We start from the raw sequence: 18,516 nt of genomic DNA on the forward strand, positions 1-18,516 counted from the left end.
TCTATTTATATTTGATGAAAGAATCTCAATAAAAATAAACAATTCTAACTTTAATAAAGATGAAAAAAATAGGACTAATTTTAGCAATGGCTTTATTCACAAGTATTGTTAGTGCTCAAGATACCAAACCGGTGGTCAAAGAAAAAGCAAAAAAAGAATCATGTTGTGTTAAAACAGATTCAAAAGCTAACAAAATGACCGCCATAGAAATCGAAAAATGCCAAGCCAAATGTAAATCGGATGGAAAAAAATGTGCTTCTAAAGCATAATCCGTTAAACCTTATCTAAGCAAAACGCCTCTAAATTTAGAGGCGTTTTTTATAATATATATCCAGTATAATTGCATTTTTTATTTTGCTCTAACGCTCCATTCAAAATCCATTTCAGAAACTTGGATTCCTTTTTCATCAGTTCCAATAGATTTCATCCAGAAGGTTTGTCCTTCTCCAGTAGCAATCGTTTCTTGAATCGCTTTCTCAATAAGATGACCATCATCACATGTAAAAGTAATTCTTCCGGTAGCTTTTTTGGTAAAATTCCCTTTATTATTGGCTACCAACATCGAGATTTTCTTACCGCTTTTTTGAATTTGAAACATCACCAAAGCCCCTGTAGATAATTCTGCGGCCATGGCTTGCACAGCAAAATACATGGAGTTGAACGGGTTTTGATTAATCCAACGATGCTTTACGGATACTACACATTTATTTTGGTCTATTTCTTTTACTCTCACGCCGCATATAAATGCGGATGGTAATTTGAACAGTAGAAATTTATTAAGTTTAGAAGCTGTAAGTCTCATCAGTAGTGGTTTTTTTGCTAAAATACGAAAAAATACTATGCGTACATATAAAAATATTTTGTTAAATATTTGTTAATTTTTGGTACTATGCGAAACAAGATACTCTCTTTTAGACATATATTTGTATAAGAAATTACTAGGTGACCTAAATTATTAAGAACCTGGAATTTTCAATCATCACAAGAGTCTAAAAGACGAACTGGCAAATCAATCAAAATCAACAATTAAAAAAAATGGAAACAACTACCGAAAAGAACACCGCTACATTTACACATTTGAGTGCCTTAACTCAATATTTTTTCCCATTTGGAAATTATATTTTTCCAATTTTGATTTGGACTTCAAAAAAAGACAAATCGGAATTTATAGATTTTCACGGAAAACAAGTTCTTAATTTTCAATTGAGTTTGTTATTGTATTCTTTGCTTCTTATCATGGTAGCCGTTCCCATTTTTATATTTACGGTCTTCAGTAACATTCCTTTTAATGCAATTGCAAATGATAATGATTACATTATCAACAATTTTAATATAGGAGATAATATCGGAATTATTACGGTAGGTCTAGTGGCTGTTTTTCTTTTTCTTCTATTGAAAGTAGCTGAATTTTTCTTAATTATTTACGCGGCTATTAAAACATCAAATGGAGAAAAATATAAATATCCAATATCGATTCCTTTTATTAAATAATTTTAAGAATTTAAAAAATGAAAAAAATATCTAACATACTGATTTTAATAGTTCTAATTAACATAAATTCTCGTGTATGGGCTCAGGAGACAATAAAAATCGAACATAAGCCTGCTGTTCCGCTAAAAGAGTTTGTAGACAGCCAAACTGTGATTAATTTTGATTTCGTCATTGAAAACAAAACAGCCGACACCTTGAAACTAACTAAAGTCCTTTTGCGCATTTACGATAAAAACAACCAGTTGCTGAAAGAAAAATTTTTAGACAATAATGGTACAGCGCCAAGCATTAACATGATTCCTAATAAAGAATTAAACGGAGTTGGAATAATTAACATCTTTAATCCTTTTCCCGTAATTCCTAATGACATTACAGAAAAACTGGTATATACTTTTACGTTTAATAATAGCATTTCAATTGAACACACTGTAATTCCGAAAAATTATAAACAAGCAGTTGACTTTATCCTTCCTGTGAAAAATACAACCTTGGTTTATGACGGCCATGATTATAACGCGCATCATCGCAGGTTTGATTATGAATTTGCACCAATTAAGAACTTTGGGTTTTCGACAAATTTCATGCGCTATGCTTATGATTTCGCAAAAGTGGATGCTAACGGAAAAATGTTTAAGACTGATGGCCTCCAGGATAATGACTGGTTTTCATTTGGAACTGATATACTAGCTGTTGCCAATGGAACAATCGTAGCGGTAGAGAAATCAAAACTTGATAATAAACAATTTGATATGGGCGAATTAAAAAATAATCAAATGGAATTATTTGGAAATTATGTAATCATTCAACATGGAGATAAATTATTTACTGTTTACGGACACATGAAACAAAACAGTTCCACATTAAAAACAGGAGACAAAGTGAAGCAAGGCCAAAAAATTGGTGAAATTGGAACTTCCGGAAGTGCCTTTATGCCACACCTGCATTTTGAAGTACGCAACACAAGCGGAGCCAATGCCGAAGGTTTACCTTCTTATTTCTCAGATTTCAGCATACTTTTAGGAAATACTAAGCAAAATATAAAATACGGAACGGTAAATACCGGAGATATTTTTATTTCAAATACAAAAAAATAAATCATCAATCAAAAAATGAATAGTTTAATCAACACAAAAATCAAAAAAAACGAATTATGAACATTGAAAACACAAAAGCCCAGATGCGCAAAGGTGTTCTCGAGTTTTGCATCTTATCCGTATTAAAAGAAAAAGAGGCATACACATCGGAAATATTAGACACTTTGAAAAACGCAAAATTATTAGTCGTGGAAGGAACAATTTATCCGCTTCTTACCCGCTTGAAAAATGACGGATTACTCAACTATCGTTGGGAAGAATCGGTATCAGGTCCCCCAAGGAAATATTATGGACTAACCGAAATAGGACAAACATTTTTAAACGAACTTAATGGCACTTGGACCGAACTCTCCGATGCTGTAAACCTAATAACAAACCAAAAATAATAGCCATGAACAAGACTGTAAATATTAACTTAGGCGGAATGTTCTTTCATATAGATGAAGATGCATACCTGAAAATGACGCGTTATTTTGACGCAATAAAACGTTCTTTATCTAAATCATCAGGACAAGAGGAAATCATTAAAGATATTGAAATGCGTGTTTCGGAATTATTGACCGAAAAACAAAAAAGCGATAAACATGTAATAGGCTTGAAAGATCTAGATGAAGTTATTGCTGTGATGGGGCAACCTGAAGATTACATTATTGAAGAAGAAAATCAAAATGCTTCCACATACGGTAATGACACTCGTCAAACAAAAAAACTATATAGAGATAAAGAAAAAGGAATGATTGGTGGTGTTGCTGCCGGATTAGGTCATTATTTTGGAATCGAAACGGTTTGGATTCGTATTGCATTGATTTTGTTAGTTTGGGGATTTGGTACTGGAATTCTTGCTTACATCATCCTTTGGATTGTAGTTCCTGAAGCAGTGACCACATCTGAAAAACTTGAAATGAATGGAGAGCCAGTTACAATTTCGAACATCGAAAAAAAAGTGAGAGAAGAATTTGAAAATGTTTCTGACAAATTCAAAAATGCCGATTACGACAAATTTGGAAATCAGATAAAAACTGGAGCTGGAAAATTTGGGAGTTCTTTAGGAGATTTTATATTGGGTGTTTTCAAAGTTTTCGCAAAATTTCTTGGTGTGATTTTAATCATAACTGGATTTACAGTACTTATTTTATTGCTAATTGGAGTTTTTACATTGGGATCTAACGCTTTTATTGACTTCCCTTGGCAGGGATTTATTGAAGCCGGAAACTTTACGGATTATCCTATTTGGGCTTTTGGATTATTGATGTTCTTTGCAGTGGGAATTCCATTCTTTTTCCTAACATTATTAGGTTTCAAATTATTAGCACCAAACATGAAATCTATTGGAAACATTGCGAAATATACGTTGTTAGCGCTTTGGTTAATATCAATTGCATTGTCGATTTCTATTGGTGTAAAACAAGCCTCCGCTTTTGCGATTGACGGGAGAGTTGTTCAGAAACAAAACATTATTTTGCAGCCAAATGACACTCTTTCCATTAAATTTAAATATAATGATTATTATGCCAAAAACCTTGATGATCGTAATGATTTCAAGATAACACAAGATTCAACAAATTCAGATATAATCTATTCTAACCAAGTAAGTTTCAAGATAGAAAAGACGGATGAGAAAATTCCTTATATTCAAATAGAAAAAGAAGCGAAAGGAAAATCATTATTCGAAGCCAAAAAACGAGCAGAAGAAATTAAATATGGCTACAAAATAGTAGGAAACCAATTAATTTTAGATAATTATCTATTAAGCGATTTAAAGAATAAATATCGTGATCAAGAAGTAGAAATCACTTTGTTTTTACCTACAGGTACTTTATTGAAAGTGGATTCAAGTGTTCAAAATTACGATCGCTCAGATGATGATTACTTTAATTTACATTATAGTTCTGACAATTATATTTACAAAGTGGAAGATTCTAAAGTAAAATGCTTGAATTGTCCAGCAGAAGAAAATGAACACAATGATGTTGCTGAAGAAAGTGATAGTACCCAAACATCAATTATCATTAACGAAAACGGTGTTTCTGTAAATGGTGATACTATTAACGATTCAAAAAAAAGATTTAAGGAATTAAAAATAAACAAAGACGGTATCATCATTAAAACCAAATAGTCATGATAAAAATAATCACGTTAATCACCAAATTCATAATTGTAACCTTAACTGCTTTGCTATTTGCATCGTGTAACTTCAATCATTCAATCCATATAGGAGACGGAATCGATGGAAACGGAAATGTTACTACAAAAACCCGAAGTGCCAATGGAAATTTTACCAGTGTTAAAGCCAGTAATGGTCTTGATGTTGTTTTGGTACAGTCTGAAACAAAATCAATTACCGTAGAAGCTGATGAAAATTTACAGAAACATATTATAACCAAGGTCGAAAACGGGGTTTTAATTGTTGAAACAGATGAAAATATCGATGAATCTAAATCGAAAAAAATTACTGTAAAACTTCCTGAAATCAAAGAATTGCAATCCTCTAGTGGCGCTAACATAAAATCACTCAACGTTTTAAAAGGCGAGACTATCAAAATAAAAGCCAGTAGCGGAAGTGAAATTGAAGTGTCGCTGGAAGTGGATTCTATTATTTGCGAATCATCAAGCGGAAGTTCCATTAACATTAATGGAAAAGCATTAAGTCTAGAGACGGCAGCTTCCAGCGGAAGCGAGATAGATGCTGCCAAATTATTTGCCAATGATATAACGGCTCAAGCTTCAAGCGGAAGTTCTACAAACGTGCATCCAATAGTGAGCCTGAACGCAAAAGCATCAAGCGGAAGTTCGATTGATTACAATCATGTTCCAAAAAAAATCACGAAAGCAGAAAGTTCTGGCGGAAGTGTTTCCGAAGAATAGACATCTATTTTAACAGAAACAAGATAAATCATCCATCAAAAGTGGATGATTTTTTTATATTTGTACAATACTAATAAAAATCCAAATGAAAAAACACCTTGCTATATTCCTACTCGTGTTGTCTACCACTTTAACTTTGGCACAAAAGAAAGATAAATTAAAAGGTTCAAAAACGGTAACTGTCGAAAATAAAGACATTGGTGATTTCGACGAACTAGAAATAGACGATAATATTGAAGTATATCTCGAGCGTGGTGAAAAGAATTCAATTAAAATTGAAGCAGATGAAAATCTTCACGAAATTATTGCTCTTGATTTAAAAGACAATACACTCCGAATTTATACCACGAAAGAAGCTGTAGGTTATAAGAAGTTAATGGTAAGAGTAACGTATACCAAGGATTTAAATCTAATTACTTCAAAAAATGAAGCAATAATAAACGCAATAGAAGAAATTCAATTGGACGACGTCACCTTTAAAGCCTATGATTATTCAAAACTTTTTTTGAATGTCAATACTAAGAATTTTCTTTTACAGGCAGATGACAAAACCAAAATGGAACTCAATCTAAAATCAGAAAAAGCAACAATCGAATTAAGTAAAAATGCGGCTTTGAAATCTTTAATCACTACTGTTGATTTGAAAATTGATTTGTACCAAAAATCAAATGCAGCAATTGAAGGTAATGCAATTAATGCAACAGTTCGATTGGACAATAATTCAACCTTGAAGGGAAGTAAACTTTTCGTTAAAAATGCTGAAGTGACAACAGAAAGTTATTCCTCTGGTAGTTTGTTTGTAGAAACTAACGTAATTATAGATGCTACCGGAAATTCCGAAATTCAACTTTTGGGTACTCCCAAAATAGAAATGCGACAATTTAGTGGCGAAGCCAAATTGCTCAAGAAAGCAAAATAATAAAACAAAAAAGTCCCAATTTTATGAATTGGGACTTTTTTTTACGCTATACTTTTATAGTTTATTTACTCTTTGGCAGCTAAATATCTTTCAGCGTCTAATGCGGCCATACAACCTGTTCCTGCCGCAGTTATTGCTTGTCGATACACATGATCCGCAGCATCACCGGCAACAAAAACACCATCAACATTAGTTTTAGAAGATCCAAGTGTGTTAATAATGTATCCCGTTTCGTCTAATTTAATAAAAGGTACAAATATATCTGTGTTGGGTTTGTGACCAATAGCAACAAAGAAACCAGTGGCTTCGATATCGAACGTTTCACCTGTAGATTTATTTAGTGCTTTCACACCCGTAACGACTTGTTCATCACCTAAAACTTCTACAGTATCATGATTCATCAGGATCGTAATATTTTCTGTTTTGCGAACGCGTTCTTCCATGATTTTTGAAGCTCTGAATTTTTCGCTTCGAACTAACATCGTCACTTTTTTACAAAGTTTTGACAAATAATGTGCTTCCTCACACGCTGAATCTCCTGCGCCAACAATTACTACGTCTTGATTTCTATAGAAAAATCCATCACAAATGGCACAAGCAGAAACACCACCACCCATTTTTAAGTAATGTTGTTCAGAAGGTAAACCCAAATATTTAGCAGTAGCACCAGTAGAAATGATTACTGTTTCACAATGCAATTCTTTAGTACCATTGATCCATACCTTATGAATATCGCCTGAAAAATCAACTTTGGTGGCCCAACCATCACGCACATCCGTACCAAAACGTTGCGCTTGCGCTTGTAATTGCACCATCATTTCCGGACCAGTTATTCCTTCAGGATTACCAGGCCAATTTTCCACTTCGTTAGTTGTTGTTAGTTGCCCTCCAGGCTGCATTCCTTGGTATAAAACAGGATTCATATTTGCTCTAGCGGCATATATTGCAGCAGTATAACCTGCAGGACCAGAACCTATAATAAGACATTTAATTTTTTCGATTGTATCAGACATAGTATGATTTTATGATTTTAAACAGTACAAAAATAAGTGATAATTACTGGATTACAGAACCGAAATAATCAGTTTTTGTTATTCTACAATAAAAAAATCCCTTCTGTGGAGACAGAAAGGATTTTTTAGTCGGGGTGGCAGGATTCGAACCTGCGGCCTCCTGCTCCCAAAGCAGGCGCGATAACCGAGCTACGCTACACCCCGAAAGCGAGTGCAAATATAGAACTATTTTTTGCTTATTCAAAGACTATTTATGAAATAAGAAATAAAAATAATTTGGTAAAAAAATAATCAAAAAAAATAACTCTCTCGAGCTTTTCCCCCTATGCAATTTATGCACCAATTCCCCTAGCCTAGATTACAGTGAAAAGCTTCGCTGAGCTTCTCCAGATTTTTTCTTGACACAAAAGAGCGACCAAAGAAAGCTTCTTTTATGGCTTTATAAAAAAAGGAGAAGGTCAAGCCTCAATGCGAAGGATTGAAACGAACAGCTGGAATAGCTCCGGAAAATCGTATCTATTTATAAAAAGGTAATCTGTCAAATAGCGACTAATCAAGCTTTAACAAATGTTAACAAAATAGATTTTTAGAAACCATATTTAATTGTATTTTTACGGTTCAAAATTTAGAAAAATAAATGGGCAAAATCATTGCGATTGCTAATCAAAAAGGGGGAGTTGGGAAGACTACAACGTCTGTAAATCTTGCTGCTTCATTAGGCGTTTTAGAAAAAAAAGTACTATTAATTGACGCTGATCCTCAAGCAAATGCCAGTTCCGGTTTGGGAATTGATGTAGAATCTGTTGAGATTGGTACGTATCAAATTTTAGAACACAGTAATACCCCAAAAGAGGCCATTATAAAATGTTCGGCTCCAAATGTAGATATCATACCCTCTCATATTGATCTTGTTGCCATCGAAATCGAATTGGTTGACAAAGAGAACAGGGAATATATGCTTAAAAAAGCATTGGAAAGTGTTAAAGATGACTACGATTTTATTATAATCGATTGTGCTCCATCCTTAGGATTGCTTACATTAAATGCCTTGACGGCTGCTGATTCCGTGATTATTCCAATTCAGTGTGAATATTTTGCATTGGAAGGTTTAGGGAAATTATTGAATACCATAAAAAGTATCCAAAAAATTCATAACCCAGATTTAGACATTGAAGGACTATTATTGACGATGTTTGACTCCAGATTGCGTTTATCAAACCAAGTTGTTGAAGAGGTTCAAAAACATTTTAACGATATGGTTTTTGACACTATTATACAGCGAAATGTTAAGTTGAGCGAAGCACCAAGTTTTGGCGAAAGCATTATAAACTACGATGCTACAAGTAAAGGAGCTACAAATTATCTACATCTTGCTCAAGAAGTTATAAAGAAAAACAGTAAATAGTTTTATGGCAAAAGCAATAAAAAAACAAGCATTAGGAAGAGGATTATCAGCATTATTAAAAGATCCGGAAAACGATATAAAATCTGTAGACGATAAAAATGCAGATAAAGTTGTAGGGAATATTATTGAGCTTGAAATAGATGCTATCGAAATCAATCCGTTTCAGCCTCGAAGTAATTTCAATGAAGAATCATTGAGAGAATTAGCTACTTCTATTAAAGAATTAGGCGTTATTCAACCTATAACTGTTCGGAAATTAGACTTTAACAAATACCAGTTAATATCAGGTGAACGTCGTCTTCGCGCTTCCACTTTGGTTGGTTTGACTACTGTTCCCGCATATATTCGAATTGCAAATGACAATGAATCACTGGTTATGGCCTTGGTTGAAAACATTCAACGCCATGATTTAGATCCAATAGAAATTGCGCTTTCGTACCAGCGTTTGATTGACGAAATTCAATTGACTCAAGAACAAATGAGTGAACGAGTGGGTAAAAAACGTTCTACGATTGCCAATTACCTCAGACTTTTGAAATTAGATCCAATTATTCAAACTGGGATTCGTGATGGATTTATCAGTATGGGTCATGGTCGTGCGATAATCAATATCGAAGACCAAGATATTCAGACTGATATTTATCAAAAAATCGTAAGTCAGAATCTTTCAGTTAGAGACACAGAAACTTTGGTAAAAAACTACCAGGAAAGTTTAAAACCAAAACCTGCAGGTAAAACTAAAGCCGCCACATTTGAAATTGGCGAGACTCAAAAAAACACTTTTACCAATTATTTTGGTACAAAAGTCGATGTCAAAGTAGCGGGTAACGGAAAAGGGAAAATTACAATTCCATTTCATTCCGAAGAAGATTTCAACAGAATAATTAAACTAATAAACGAGTAGTGCATAAAATCATTTTCATAGTTCTATTCTTTTTTACTGTAGGAACTGCAACTGTTTTTGCCCAAACAAAAACTGATGCAGTTCTTGTGGCTAAAGACACTTTGAAATCAAATGACATAGATCCTTTGACACCAGCTAAAGCGGCCTTTTACTCGGCTATATTACCAGGTTTAGGACAAGCTTACAATAAAAAATACTGGAAGATTCCTATTGTTTATGGAGCTATTGGAACCAGTTTGTATTTTTACATCGATAACAATAAAAAATACCATCAATACAGAGACGCTTACAAAAGAAGACTGGAAGGATACACGGATGATAATTTTAGTTATTTAGATAAAACCCGATTGATTGCCGGCCAGAAATTTTATCAAAGAAATCGAGATTTATCAGCTCTAGTAACCTTGGCATTTTACGCATTAAATATTGTGGATGCCAATGTGGACGCCGCCCTACTACAATTCAATGTTGATGAAAACTTATCTGTTAGACCTATTATTTATCCCAATGATGTAACATTTAAAACTAATGTTGGACTAACACTTAACTACCATTTTTAAAAAGTAAAATAGTTGCTAACTCTCTACTTTTTTTAATCACAAATAACACACAAATGAAAATTGCGCTTTTAGGATACGGTAAAATGGGTCAGGTAATCGAAAGAATTGCCACAGAAAGAGGACATGAAATCGTTTTGAAAAAAGACGAAAATAACACTTTTGAAGGTCTTTCTAATGCAGATGTCGCTATCGATTTTAGTGTTCCTTCGGCTGCAGTCAATAATATATCAAATTGTTTTCACGCAAATGTTCCAGTTGTTTCAGGAACTACGGGTTGGTTAGAACACTATGATGAAATGGTTGCGCTTTGTGCAGCAAAAAACGGAGGATTTATCTCTAGTTCGAACTTTAGTCTAGGCGTAAATATTTTCTTTGAACTCAACGAATATTTGGCAAAAATAATGTCAAAATTTGATTCGTATTCAGTAGAGATGGAAGAAATTCATCATACTCAAAAACTGGATGCTCCCAGTGGAACTGCGATATCATTAGCAAAAGGCGTGATAGAAAACAGTTCATACACGAACTGGACCTTAGAAAACCCTGAAGCTAACCAGATTCATATCGACGCCAAAAGAATTGGAAATGTTCCCGGAACACATACTGTAACCTATAACTCAGCTGTAGACGCCATAGAAATCAAACACACAGCGCACAATAGAGAAGGTTTTGCACTTGGCGCTGTCATCGCAGCTGAATGGCTCGCGGGAAAACATGGTGTTTTTACAATGAAAGACGTCTTAAACTTAAAATAAACTCTAATTAAAAGAGCGTAAGCATATTCAAGCAATCAAAATTAAAAATCTAAAATTATGACATTATATCAATGGTTTGTCTTTTTCCTATTTGTACAAATAGTTCACTTTTTAGGGACATGGAAATTATATGAAAGTGCCGGTAGAAAACGATGGGAAGCTGCCATTCCTGTATATAATGCTATTGTTTTAATGAAAATTATCGGTCGCCCAACCTGGTGGACAGTTTTGCTTTTTATTCCTATCATAAATCTGATAATGTTTCCTATTATTTGGGTAGAGACTTTAAGAAGTTTTGGAAAAAAATCTACTTTAGATAGTTTTTTAGGAATAATTACTTTTGGATTCTACATTTATTACATTAATTATACCCAAAAATTAGAGTATAACGCAGACAGAAGTTTACATCCTGAGAATAAAACAGCAGACACCGTTAGTTCTTTACTTTTTGCGGTGATAGTAGCTACTTTAGTTCACACGTATTTTATTCAACCTTACACCATCCCTACTGCTTCATTAGAAAAATCGTTGTTGATTGGTGACTTTCTTTTTGTCAGCAAAATGAATTACGGAGCTAGAGTTCCTATGACCACTGTTGCTTTACCAATGGTACATGACTCTATTCCATTAACTAAAAGAAAATCTTATTTAAACTGGCCACAATTACCTTACTTGAGATTACCTGGTTTTCAAACGATAGAAAGAACAGATATCGTAGTGTTCAATTGGCCTGTTGATACCGTTTATAAATTTTTTGACACATCAAAACGACATGCATTCAAACCTGTAGATAAAAAATCGAATTATGTTAAACGATGTGTGGGAGTTCCTGGCGATAGTTTGTCTATAAAAGATGGAATTGTTTATATCAATAATAAATTAATGGTTATGCCCGAAAGAGCAAGACCACAATATTCATATGCCGTAGCTTTGGATAAAAAAACACCTATTGATTTTGAATATCTATTGAAAGATATGGATGTTGCTACGGATCAAGCTGGTTTTAAAAGTGAACTAAGAGATACCTTATTTTTAAATGCACTTACCGCAGCGGGAGCTGAACGATTGAAAAATGTACCCGGAATAGTATCTGTCACAAGACAAATTTCAAAAGGTATCGAAGAAGGAATATTTCCTCATATACATAAATGGAATCGTGATAATTTTGGTCCAATTTACATTCCTCAAAAAGGAAAGACAGTCGCCTTGACTGCAGAAAGCTTACCATTTTACAAAAGAATAATTACGGAGTATGAGAAGAATGGCAATGGTGACAAAAATGACTTAAAAGTTACTGGTGACGAAATAAGACTGAATGGAGCAATCATTAAAAACTACACCTTCAAACAAAATTATTACTGGATGATGGGAGACAATCGCCATAATTCAGAAGACAGCCGTTATTGGGGATATGTGCCCGAGGATCACATTGTAGGAAAACCTATTTTTATCTGGATGAGCTGGGACACTAATGGTAAAGGTTTAAATAAAATTCGTTGGGACAGAGTTTTTACAACTGTTAGCGGTGAAGGACAACCACAATCTTATTTTAAATTATTCTTGTTTGGTTTAGTCGCTTTCTTTATAGGAGAATATTTCTGGAAAAAGAGAAAAGAGAAAAAAGTTTAATTCGGTTATTCGTTAATTTGGTTATTTGATTGCATAGACCGAAAGATATCTTAGTCATTAGATAAAAATAAACATCAAATATGTTTCAAATAACTTAGGAATTTACTTAACAAGTCCCCAAATAAAATGTACACTTATTCATTTGAGAAATTAGAGGTTTGGAAGGAAGCAAAAGAATTTGCTAAATCAATTTACATATTAACTTCAACTTATCCTGATTCAGAAAAATTTGGATTAATTTCACAATTAAGAAGAGCATCAGTTTCTATATGTTCAAATATTGCCGAAGGTTCTGCAAGAAATTCATATAAAGACAAGGCACATTTCACAACAATGGCATTTAGTTCAGCCATTGAAGTCTTAAATCAGTTGATATTATCTTTTGAGTTAAATATTATTATTGAAGATGAGTATTTAAAATTAAGACAAAATATTGAAAGTGTAACAAACAAATTAAATGGTCTTCGAAATTATCAAATAGAAAAATCAACGGAAAAAAACAAATAACCAAATTAACGAATAACCAAATGGACACTTTACTCCATCCTACCTATTTCCCTTCGATAAGCCATTTTGCTGCTCTAGCGCAAGCGGAGATTGTAGTGTTTGAGGTAGCGGATAACTTTCAAAAACAAACCAATCGCAACAGAACGTATATCTATAGTCCAAATGGGATTCAACTATTGAATATTCCTGTGAAGCATTCCAAAGAAAGCCATCAAAAAACAAAAGATATTCAAATAGAACCTGATTTTGATTGGCAAAAACAACATTTTAAATCATTAGAAGCGGCCTACAGAAGTTCGCCCTTCTTTGAGTTTTTTGAAGATGACTTGCGTCCAATTTTCGAAAAAAAGCATACCTTTTTATTGGATTTGAATTTTCAAATTTTAGAAATTGTATCGAAATGTTTACGAATGAAACTGGATTATTCCACAACCACAGAATACTTTCACGAAGTGGATCCAAATGAGTTTAAAGACTTCAGAGCCTTGGTAAATGGAAAAAAAGATTCTTCCCTTTTTGAAAGTTACACCCAGGTTTTTGACGATAAACATGGATTTATCAACAATCTTAGTGTACTTGATTTGTTATTTAATGAAGGTAAATATGCTTTAGATTATTTAAAAAAACAAGAGCTGATTATATTATAGTTTTCAAAAATTACTCTCCTTCAAATGACATTCTTGCCATTACCGGAAAATGATCCGAATTTATAAATTCAGGAAAGCTTTCAAACTTTTTAATTTTCATTTTGTCATCTGCAAAAATATAATCGATTCTTGCAGGGTAATATCTAAATTTATACGTGGCACCAAAACCTTTACCAGCTTCTTCAAAGCTATCCTGCAATTTTCCTTTTATACTTCGGTAAACATAAGAAAATGCACTGTTATTCATATCTCCACAAATGATTATTGGATACTTACAATCCTTTTTATGCTCCATAAAAATCTCAGCTTGCTCTTGCTGTTGTTTAAAAGCTTTACTAATCCTTATGAACAGCTGTTGTGATTTTTTCTGATTGATAGCGTCTATGTGTTCATCAATTTCATTTACGTCTGGTGTAATTTTAATAGATTGCAAATGCATATCATACACTCTGATAATATCCTTTCCTTTCTTAATATCAGCAAAAATAACATTGTTACCAGAGTTTGGAAAAGTAATATTTCCTTGATCTATAATGGGAAATTTAGAAAAAATAGCTTGTCCTGTTTTAATTTGGTTTCCATCTGTAAAAATATATCGGTGTGGATATATTTTAAAATCTATATTGGCTGAAGAAGAGTATTCTTGTATGCACAAAATATCAGGGTTTTTTTCATTTACAAATTCTAGAATTTCAGCAGGAACATTATCTCTATCTATCCATTTAAACACATTAAATAAACGAACATTATAACTCATTACCGTAAAATCCTTGTCTAGCACAGGGAAATCAGTAGAAGAAAATTTATAAAATTTATTAATAAACGTAATTCCAATCAAAAGTACTAGTCCCGACAAAATCATTCGTTTTTTGAATTGCAGCAGCCAATAAATAAAAAACAACCCATTCGCAATAAAAAAGAACGGCATAAATAGCGTTAAAACAGAGAGTAATGGGAACGACTTAGGTGCCAAAAACGGCAAAGAATAGGCTATAAATGTTAATAGTATTAGCACTATATTCAAAAAAAACATTAGTTTATTGAACCACGAGAGGTTTTTCATTTATTTTTATTTGTGTCTGAAGTTTAAAGTTACTGCAACATTAAAATTTAAACAATATTACTTTCCTGCTTTGAATAAAAACTCTTTTTCTTCTTTAGTCAAACTATCATAACCCGACTGGCTTATTTTGTCCAAAATCTCATCTATTTGCTGCTGTGCCTTGTCTTTTGTTATGATTTTAGAGCCACTTCTTTCCATTGGCCTGCTATAATTTTTGTGCACCTTTTTGAATGGTGTTGACGAAGATTTGCTAAACAAATTTGCAAAAAAGTCAAAAATACGTGTCACTATTTTACTTAAATCAATTCCATTTTCAAGCAATTTAATAAAAATAAAACCAAATAAAGCGCCAGAGAGGTGAGAAATATGTCCGCCAGTATTTTCTAATCTAAATTGCATTAAATCCAACAAAATAATCACAAAGGTGATATGCCATAATTTCAAATTACCTATAAGCAATAATCGAACATTCATCAAAGGATGATACGTCGTGGCAGCCACTAAAATAGCCATAATTGCTGCTGAAGCACCTACAATCGAAGCACTAGTATTTAGAAAGTAATACCCTAAAACAAAAGCAATTCCAGCAAATATAGCACTCAACAGATACAATCCTAGAAATTGTTTAGGCGAAAAAAAAGTTAAAAATAAAGTGCTCGAAAAATTTAAAACCATCATATTAAAAAACAAATGCCAAAATCCATCATGCAAAAAAGCATAGGTTAGAAAAGTCCATGGTGCCATAATAAAATTAGATGGCTCTGACGAAAGTGCAATCCAACTAGGGAAATAGAATGCACCAACCTTAAATTGATAGAAAAAGATTAATGAAATAAGAAAACAAGACACGTTCCAATAGATTAACCGCTGGGCTATTCCACCTAATTTATACTGCAATTTCAAATCATCAATAATACTCATTACCTGTTTTTTCTATTAGGAATTATGTTTCGTAACTCTATATTTATTTTTAAGCTTAATTATGTCCTCACCTACTTTCTAAATTAATTCCAACGATTTTGATTGAATTGATTTTTCTTCCAATACCACATTATGATAAATCCAAATAAAGCACCACCAACATGGGCAAAATGAGCAATTCCACCACCGCCAAAAATTGATTTTCCAGATATTCCTAAATACAAATCTACTAAAACTATACCTGGTACAAAATACTTTGCTTTAATTGGAACAGGAATAAACATTAACGCCAATTCCGCATTTGGAAACATAAAAGCAAATGCGACAATAGTTCCATAAATAGCACCAGATGCTCCAACCGCAGTACCAACATAAGCGCTAACAAAATTTAGCATATCAGCACTATTCAAAAGAGCGATAATTTGTTGGTTATTTTTACCGTTCAAAACGGCTAAAATTTCAGCTTTAGAAAAACCTTGTGCCATCAAAGTATTTAAACCATCTTGAAAATAGTAATAATTCACTGCCGTATGCAGCAAAGCTGCTCCCAAACCACAAGAAACATAAAAAAACAAGAATTTTTTACTTCCCCAAACACTTTCCAATGCCGATCCAAACGAATATAAGGCAAACATATTAAAGAAAATATGCATCAATCCTCCATGCATAAACATGTGAGTAATAGGTTGCCAATATTGAAAACTTGGGTTTTCAGGAAAATATAATGCCAAATATTTATAAGCGATATCACCTAAAGCGAGGGTTCCAACAAAGAATAAAATATTAATAATGATTAATTGCTTAACCGTTTCTGTAACGTTTCTCATATTGCAAATTTTTTATCTAAATCTTCCACACGCATCGTGATGAAAGTGGGTTTATGAAATGGGGAAACATTGGGTTCTTTACAGGCAAAAAGCCCATTTACCAAGTTTTCTTGTTCTTTTTCTGTAAGATGGGTTCCTGTTTTAACCGCTAAACTTTTAGCCATTGATTTAGCAATCGTATCGTTCTGACTAAAACTGCTTTCTGGAATTCCATCCTGTAAATCACTTAATAATTGTTCCAAAACAATGGATACTTCGCTCTCCGTAACATTAACGGGAATTCCTGAAATGACAACATGATCTGTATTATTTTCTTCGAAAACAAAGCCTGTATTCATTAATGAAAATTGTAATTCTGCAATAAGTTCCATTTCGCTTGACGAGAAAAACAAGTTCAAAGGAAATAATAACTGCTGACTTGATGCTTGAAGAACGGTCATGTTTACTAAAAACTGTTCATATAAAACACGTTGATGTGCCCGCTGTTGATCCACAATTACCATCCCGGATTTAATAGAAGTAACAATATATTTTTTATGAATTTGATAGGTTTTGTGAACAGCATGTTCTACCTCTTCATCATTAAATAAAGAAGAAGTTACTTCTTCATTTTCAAAAGTAATATGTCCTATTTCATCACTTTCTTGCTTTAAACCTACATACAAACTTTCCCAATTTGCTGTCGATTCCGGCTTTTTATAATTAGAAAAATGTTTGTTAGGCTTATCATCAGAAAACGGATTAAAATTACCATCGACTTGAATAGTTGGCGTTGCGCCCTCTAAATCTTTGTAATGGTAAGGCGTATCCAAGTTAGAATCCCGATCAAAATCCAAAACAGGCGCTACATTAAATTGCCCTAAACTATGTTTAATAGACGCTCTTAATATCGCATATAAAGCATGTTCATCGTCAAACTTAATTTCGGTTTTTGTCGGATGAATATTAATATCTATCGTATTAGGCGGAACTGTTAAATATAAAAAATAACTGGGTTGCGCACCATCTTTCAAAATCCCATCATAAGCAGCCATGACCGCATGATGTAAATAACCACTTTTAATAAACCGATCGTTGACAAAGAAAAACTGTTCTCCACGATTCTTTTTCGCAAATTCAGGTTTACTCACAAAACCTTGAATACTCACAATTTCTGTTTCTTCTTGAACTGGCACTAATTTCTCATTGGTTTTACCAGAAAAAACATTGACAATTCTTTGTCTTAATGTCGAAGGAGGTAAATTGAACATTTCGCTGCCGTTGTGATAAAACGTAAAATGTATTTTTGGGTGCGCCAAAGCCACTCGTTGAAACTCGTCAATAACATGACGGTATTCCACCGTATCTGATTTTAAAAAATTTCGACGCGCAGGAATATTAAAAAATAAATTTTTGACTGCAAATGAAGTTCCTTTTGGCAGAACCGCTACATCTTGTGAAACAAACTTACTGCCTTCAATAACTATATGTGTCCCTAACTCCTCTTGGTCCTGCTTGGTTTTCATTTCCATATGCGCAATTGCTGCAATGGATGCTAGTGCTTCTCCACGAAAACCTTTGGTATGTAATGAAAATAAATCTTCTGCCTGACGGATTTTGGAAGTGGCATGACGTTCAAAACACAAACGCGCATCCGTGACTGACATCCCAAGACCGTTGTCAATAACCTGTACCAATGCCTTCCCTGCATCTTTAAGAATCAATTTTATATCTGTTGCTCTTGCATCTACGGCATTTTCAAGTAATTCTTTCACCACCGAAGCGGGCCTTTGAACAACTTCTCCAGCAGCAATTTGGTTGGCAACATGATCAGGAAGTAATTGAATGATACTCGACATTAAAAAATATTGTTTGAAGTTTAAATTCCCGAAACTTCGGGATAAAGTTTATGTACAACCAAAGTGTACAAATTTAAT

General features: G+C 33.3%; 20 protein-coding genes and 1 tRNA gene. 14 read left to right on the top strand and 7 right to left on the bottom strand.

Going from position 1 to position 18,516, the window contains the following annotated elements; translation table 11 throughout:
- The first annotated feature begins 59 nt into the window (after nt 1-59).
- Nucleotides 60-269, top strand: coding sequence for a hypothetical protein (locus H4V97_RS06095; protein WP_196850148.1), 210 nt, complete (start codon nt 60-62; stop codon nt 267-269).
- Nucleotides 270-349: 80 nt separating this feature from the next.
- Here H4V97_RS06095 and H4V97_RS06100 read toward each other — a convergent pair whose 3' ends face one another.
- Entirely contained in the window at nt 350-802 is a 453-nt protein-coding gene (locus H4V97_RS06100; protein ID WP_209549188.1) for a DUF4442 domain-containing protein, read from the bottom strand.
- Between the two features lie 233 nt (nt 803-1,035).
- Between H4V97_RS06100 and H4V97_RS06105 the strand changes: the two genes are divergently transcribed.
- The 6 genes from H4V97_RS06105 (at nt 1,036) to H4V97_RS06130 (ending at nt 6,369) form a co-directional block, all read left to right on the top strand.
- The gene (locus H4V97_RS06105) at nt 1,036-1,491 is read left to right on the top strand and encodes a DUF4870 domain-containing protein (protein ID WP_209549189.1); all 456 of its coding nucleotides are present in this window, start codon (nt 1,036-1,038) and stop codon (nt 1,489-1,491) included.
- Nucleotides 1,492-1,508: 17 nt separating this feature from the next.
- Nucleotides 1,509-2,585, top strand: a complete 1,077-nt coding sequence (locus H4V97_RS06110) for a M23 family metallopeptidase (protein WP_209549190.1) — start codon at nt 1,509-1,511, stop codon at nt 2,583-2,585.
- Between the two features lie 56 nt (nt 2,586-2,641).
- Nucleotides 2,642-2,971, top strand: a complete 330-nt coding sequence (locus H4V97_RS06115) for a PadR family transcriptional regulator (protein WP_196850144.1) — start codon at nt 2,642-2,644, stop codon at nt 2,969-2,971.
- Between the two features lie 5 nt (nt 2,972-2,976).
- Nucleotides 2,977-4,701: a PspC domain-containing protein gene (locus H4V97_RS06120; RefSeq protein ID WP_209549191.1), complete on the top strand. Its 1,725-nt coding sequence runs from the start codon at nt 2,977-2,979 to the stop codon at nt 4,699-4,701.
- A gap of 2 nt (nt 4,702-4,703) precedes the next feature.
- Nucleotides 4,704-5,450, top strand: coding sequence for a head GIN domain-containing protein (locus tag H4V97_RS06125; RefSeq protein ID WP_209549192.1), 747 nt, complete (start codon nt 4,704-4,706; stop codon nt 5,448-5,450).
- Nucleotides 5,451-5,535: 85 nt separating this feature from the next.
- A complete protein-coding gene (locus H4V97_RS06130) occupies nt 5,536-6,369 on the top strand; it encodes a GIN domain-containing protein (RefSeq protein ID WP_209549193.1) in 834 nt (277 codons plus the stop codon).
- Nucleotides 6,370-6,434: 65 nt separating this feature from the next.
- Here the strand turns inward: H4V97_RS06130 and trxB are convergent, their stop codons facing one another.
- Both trxB and H4V97_RS06140 read right to left on the bottom strand, forming a co-directional pair.
- Nucleotides 6,435-7,382 (bottom strand): thioredoxin-disulfide reductase, encoded by a 948-nt coding sequence (gene trxB, locus H4V97_RS06135; protein WP_209549194.1) that lies wholly within the window; start codon nt 7,380-7,382, stop codon nt 6,435-6,437.
- 129 nt (nt 7,383-7,511) lie between these two features.
- Nucleotides 7,512-7,586, bottom strand: a tRNA-Pro gene (locus tag H4V97_RS06140).
- 433 nt (nt 7,587-8,019) lie between these two features.
- Between H4V97_RS06140 and H4V97_RS06145 the strand changes: the two genes are divergently transcribed.
- From H4V97_RS06145 to H4V97_RS06175, 7 genes are all read left to right on the top strand, one after another.
- Entirely contained in the window at nt 8,020-8,787 is a 768-nt protein-coding gene (locus H4V97_RS06145) for a ParA family protein (RefSeq protein ID WP_196850139.1), read from the top strand.
- Between the two features lie 4 nt (nt 8,788-8,791).
- Nucleotides 8,792-9,691: a ParB/RepB/Spo0J family partition protein gene (locus tag H4V97_RS06150; RefSeq protein WP_196850138.1), complete on the top strand. Its 900-nt coding sequence runs from the start codon at nt 8,792-8,794 to the stop codon at nt 9,689-9,691.
- Nucleotides 9,691-10,251, top strand: a complete 561-nt coding sequence (locus tag H4V97_RS06155) for a DUF5683 domain-containing protein (protein ID WP_209549195.1) — start codon at nt 9,691-9,693, stop codon at nt 10,249-10,251. Before H4V97_RS06150 ends, H4V97_RS06155 begins: the two co-directional genes overlap by 1 nt.
- A 53-nt stretch (nt 10,252-10,304) precedes the next feature.
- Nucleotides 10,305-11,006: a 4-hydroxy-tetrahydrodipicolinate reductase gene (gene dapB / locus H4V97_RS06160; RefSeq protein ID WP_209549196.1), complete on the top strand. Its 702-nt coding sequence runs from the start codon at nt 10,305-10,307 to the stop codon at nt 11,004-11,006.
- A gap of 57 nt (nt 11,007-11,063) precedes the next feature.
- Nucleotides 11,064-12,635, top strand: coding sequence for a signal peptidase I (lepB, locus tag H4V97_RS06165; protein ID WP_209549197.1), 1,572 nt, complete (start codon nt 11,064-11,066; stop codon nt 12,633-12,635).
- Between the two features lie 126 nt (nt 12,636-12,761).
- Nucleotides 12,762-13,142: a four helix bundle protein gene (locus tag H4V97_RS06170; protein WP_209549198.1), complete on the top strand. Its 381-nt coding sequence runs from the start codon at nt 12,762-12,764 to the stop codon at nt 13,140-13,142.
- Between the two features lie 20 nt (nt 13,143-13,162).
- Entirely contained in the window at nt 13,163-13,789 is a 627-nt protein-coding gene (locus H4V97_RS06175; protein WP_209549199.1) for a WbqC family protein, read from the top strand.
- Nucleotides 13,790-13,799: 10 nt separating this feature from the next.
- On the opposite strand, the gene H4V97_RS06180 is transcribed toward H4V97_RS06175, so the two are convergent.
- The 4 genes from H4V97_RS06180 to mutL all read right to left on the bottom strand — a co-directional run bounded on the left by H4V97_RS06180 (nt 13,800) and on the right by mutL (nt 18,438).
- The gene (locus H4V97_RS06180) at nt 13,800-14,852 is read right to left on the bottom strand and encodes an endonuclease/exonuclease/phosphatase family protein (RefSeq protein ID WP_209549200.1); all 1,053 of its coding nucleotides are present in this window, start codon (nt 14,850-14,852) and stop codon (nt 13,800-13,802) included.
- A 57-nt stretch (nt 14,853-14,909) separates the two neighbouring features.
- Complete coding sequence (locus H4V97_RS06185; protein ID WP_209549201.1) at nt 14,910-15,773, bottom strand: rhomboid family intramembrane serine protease; 864 nt, start codon at nt 15,771-15,773, stop codon at nt 14,910-14,912.
- Between the two features lie 83 nt (nt 15,774-15,856).
- The gene (locus tag H4V97_RS06190; RefSeq protein WP_209549202.1) at nt 15,857-16,600 is read right to left on the bottom strand and encodes a rhomboid family intramembrane serine protease; all 744 of its coding nucleotides are present in this window, start codon (nt 16,598-16,600) and stop codon (nt 15,857-15,859) included.
- Nucleotides 16,597-18,438, bottom strand: coding sequence for a DNA mismatch repair endonuclease MutL (gene mutL, locus H4V97_RS06195; protein WP_209549203.1), 1,842 nt, complete (start codon nt 18,436-18,438; stop codon nt 16,597-16,599). Before mutL ends, H4V97_RS06190 begins: the two co-directional genes overlap by 4 nt.
- Between the last annotated feature and the right edge of the window lie 78 nt (nt 18,439-18,516).

Origin of the sequence: Flavobacterium sp. CG_23.5, assembly GCF_017875765.1 — a bacterium.
In the GTDB taxonomy this organism is placed as follows: Bacteria; Bacteroidota; Bacteroidia; order Flavobacteriales; family Flavobacteriaceae; genus Flavobacterium.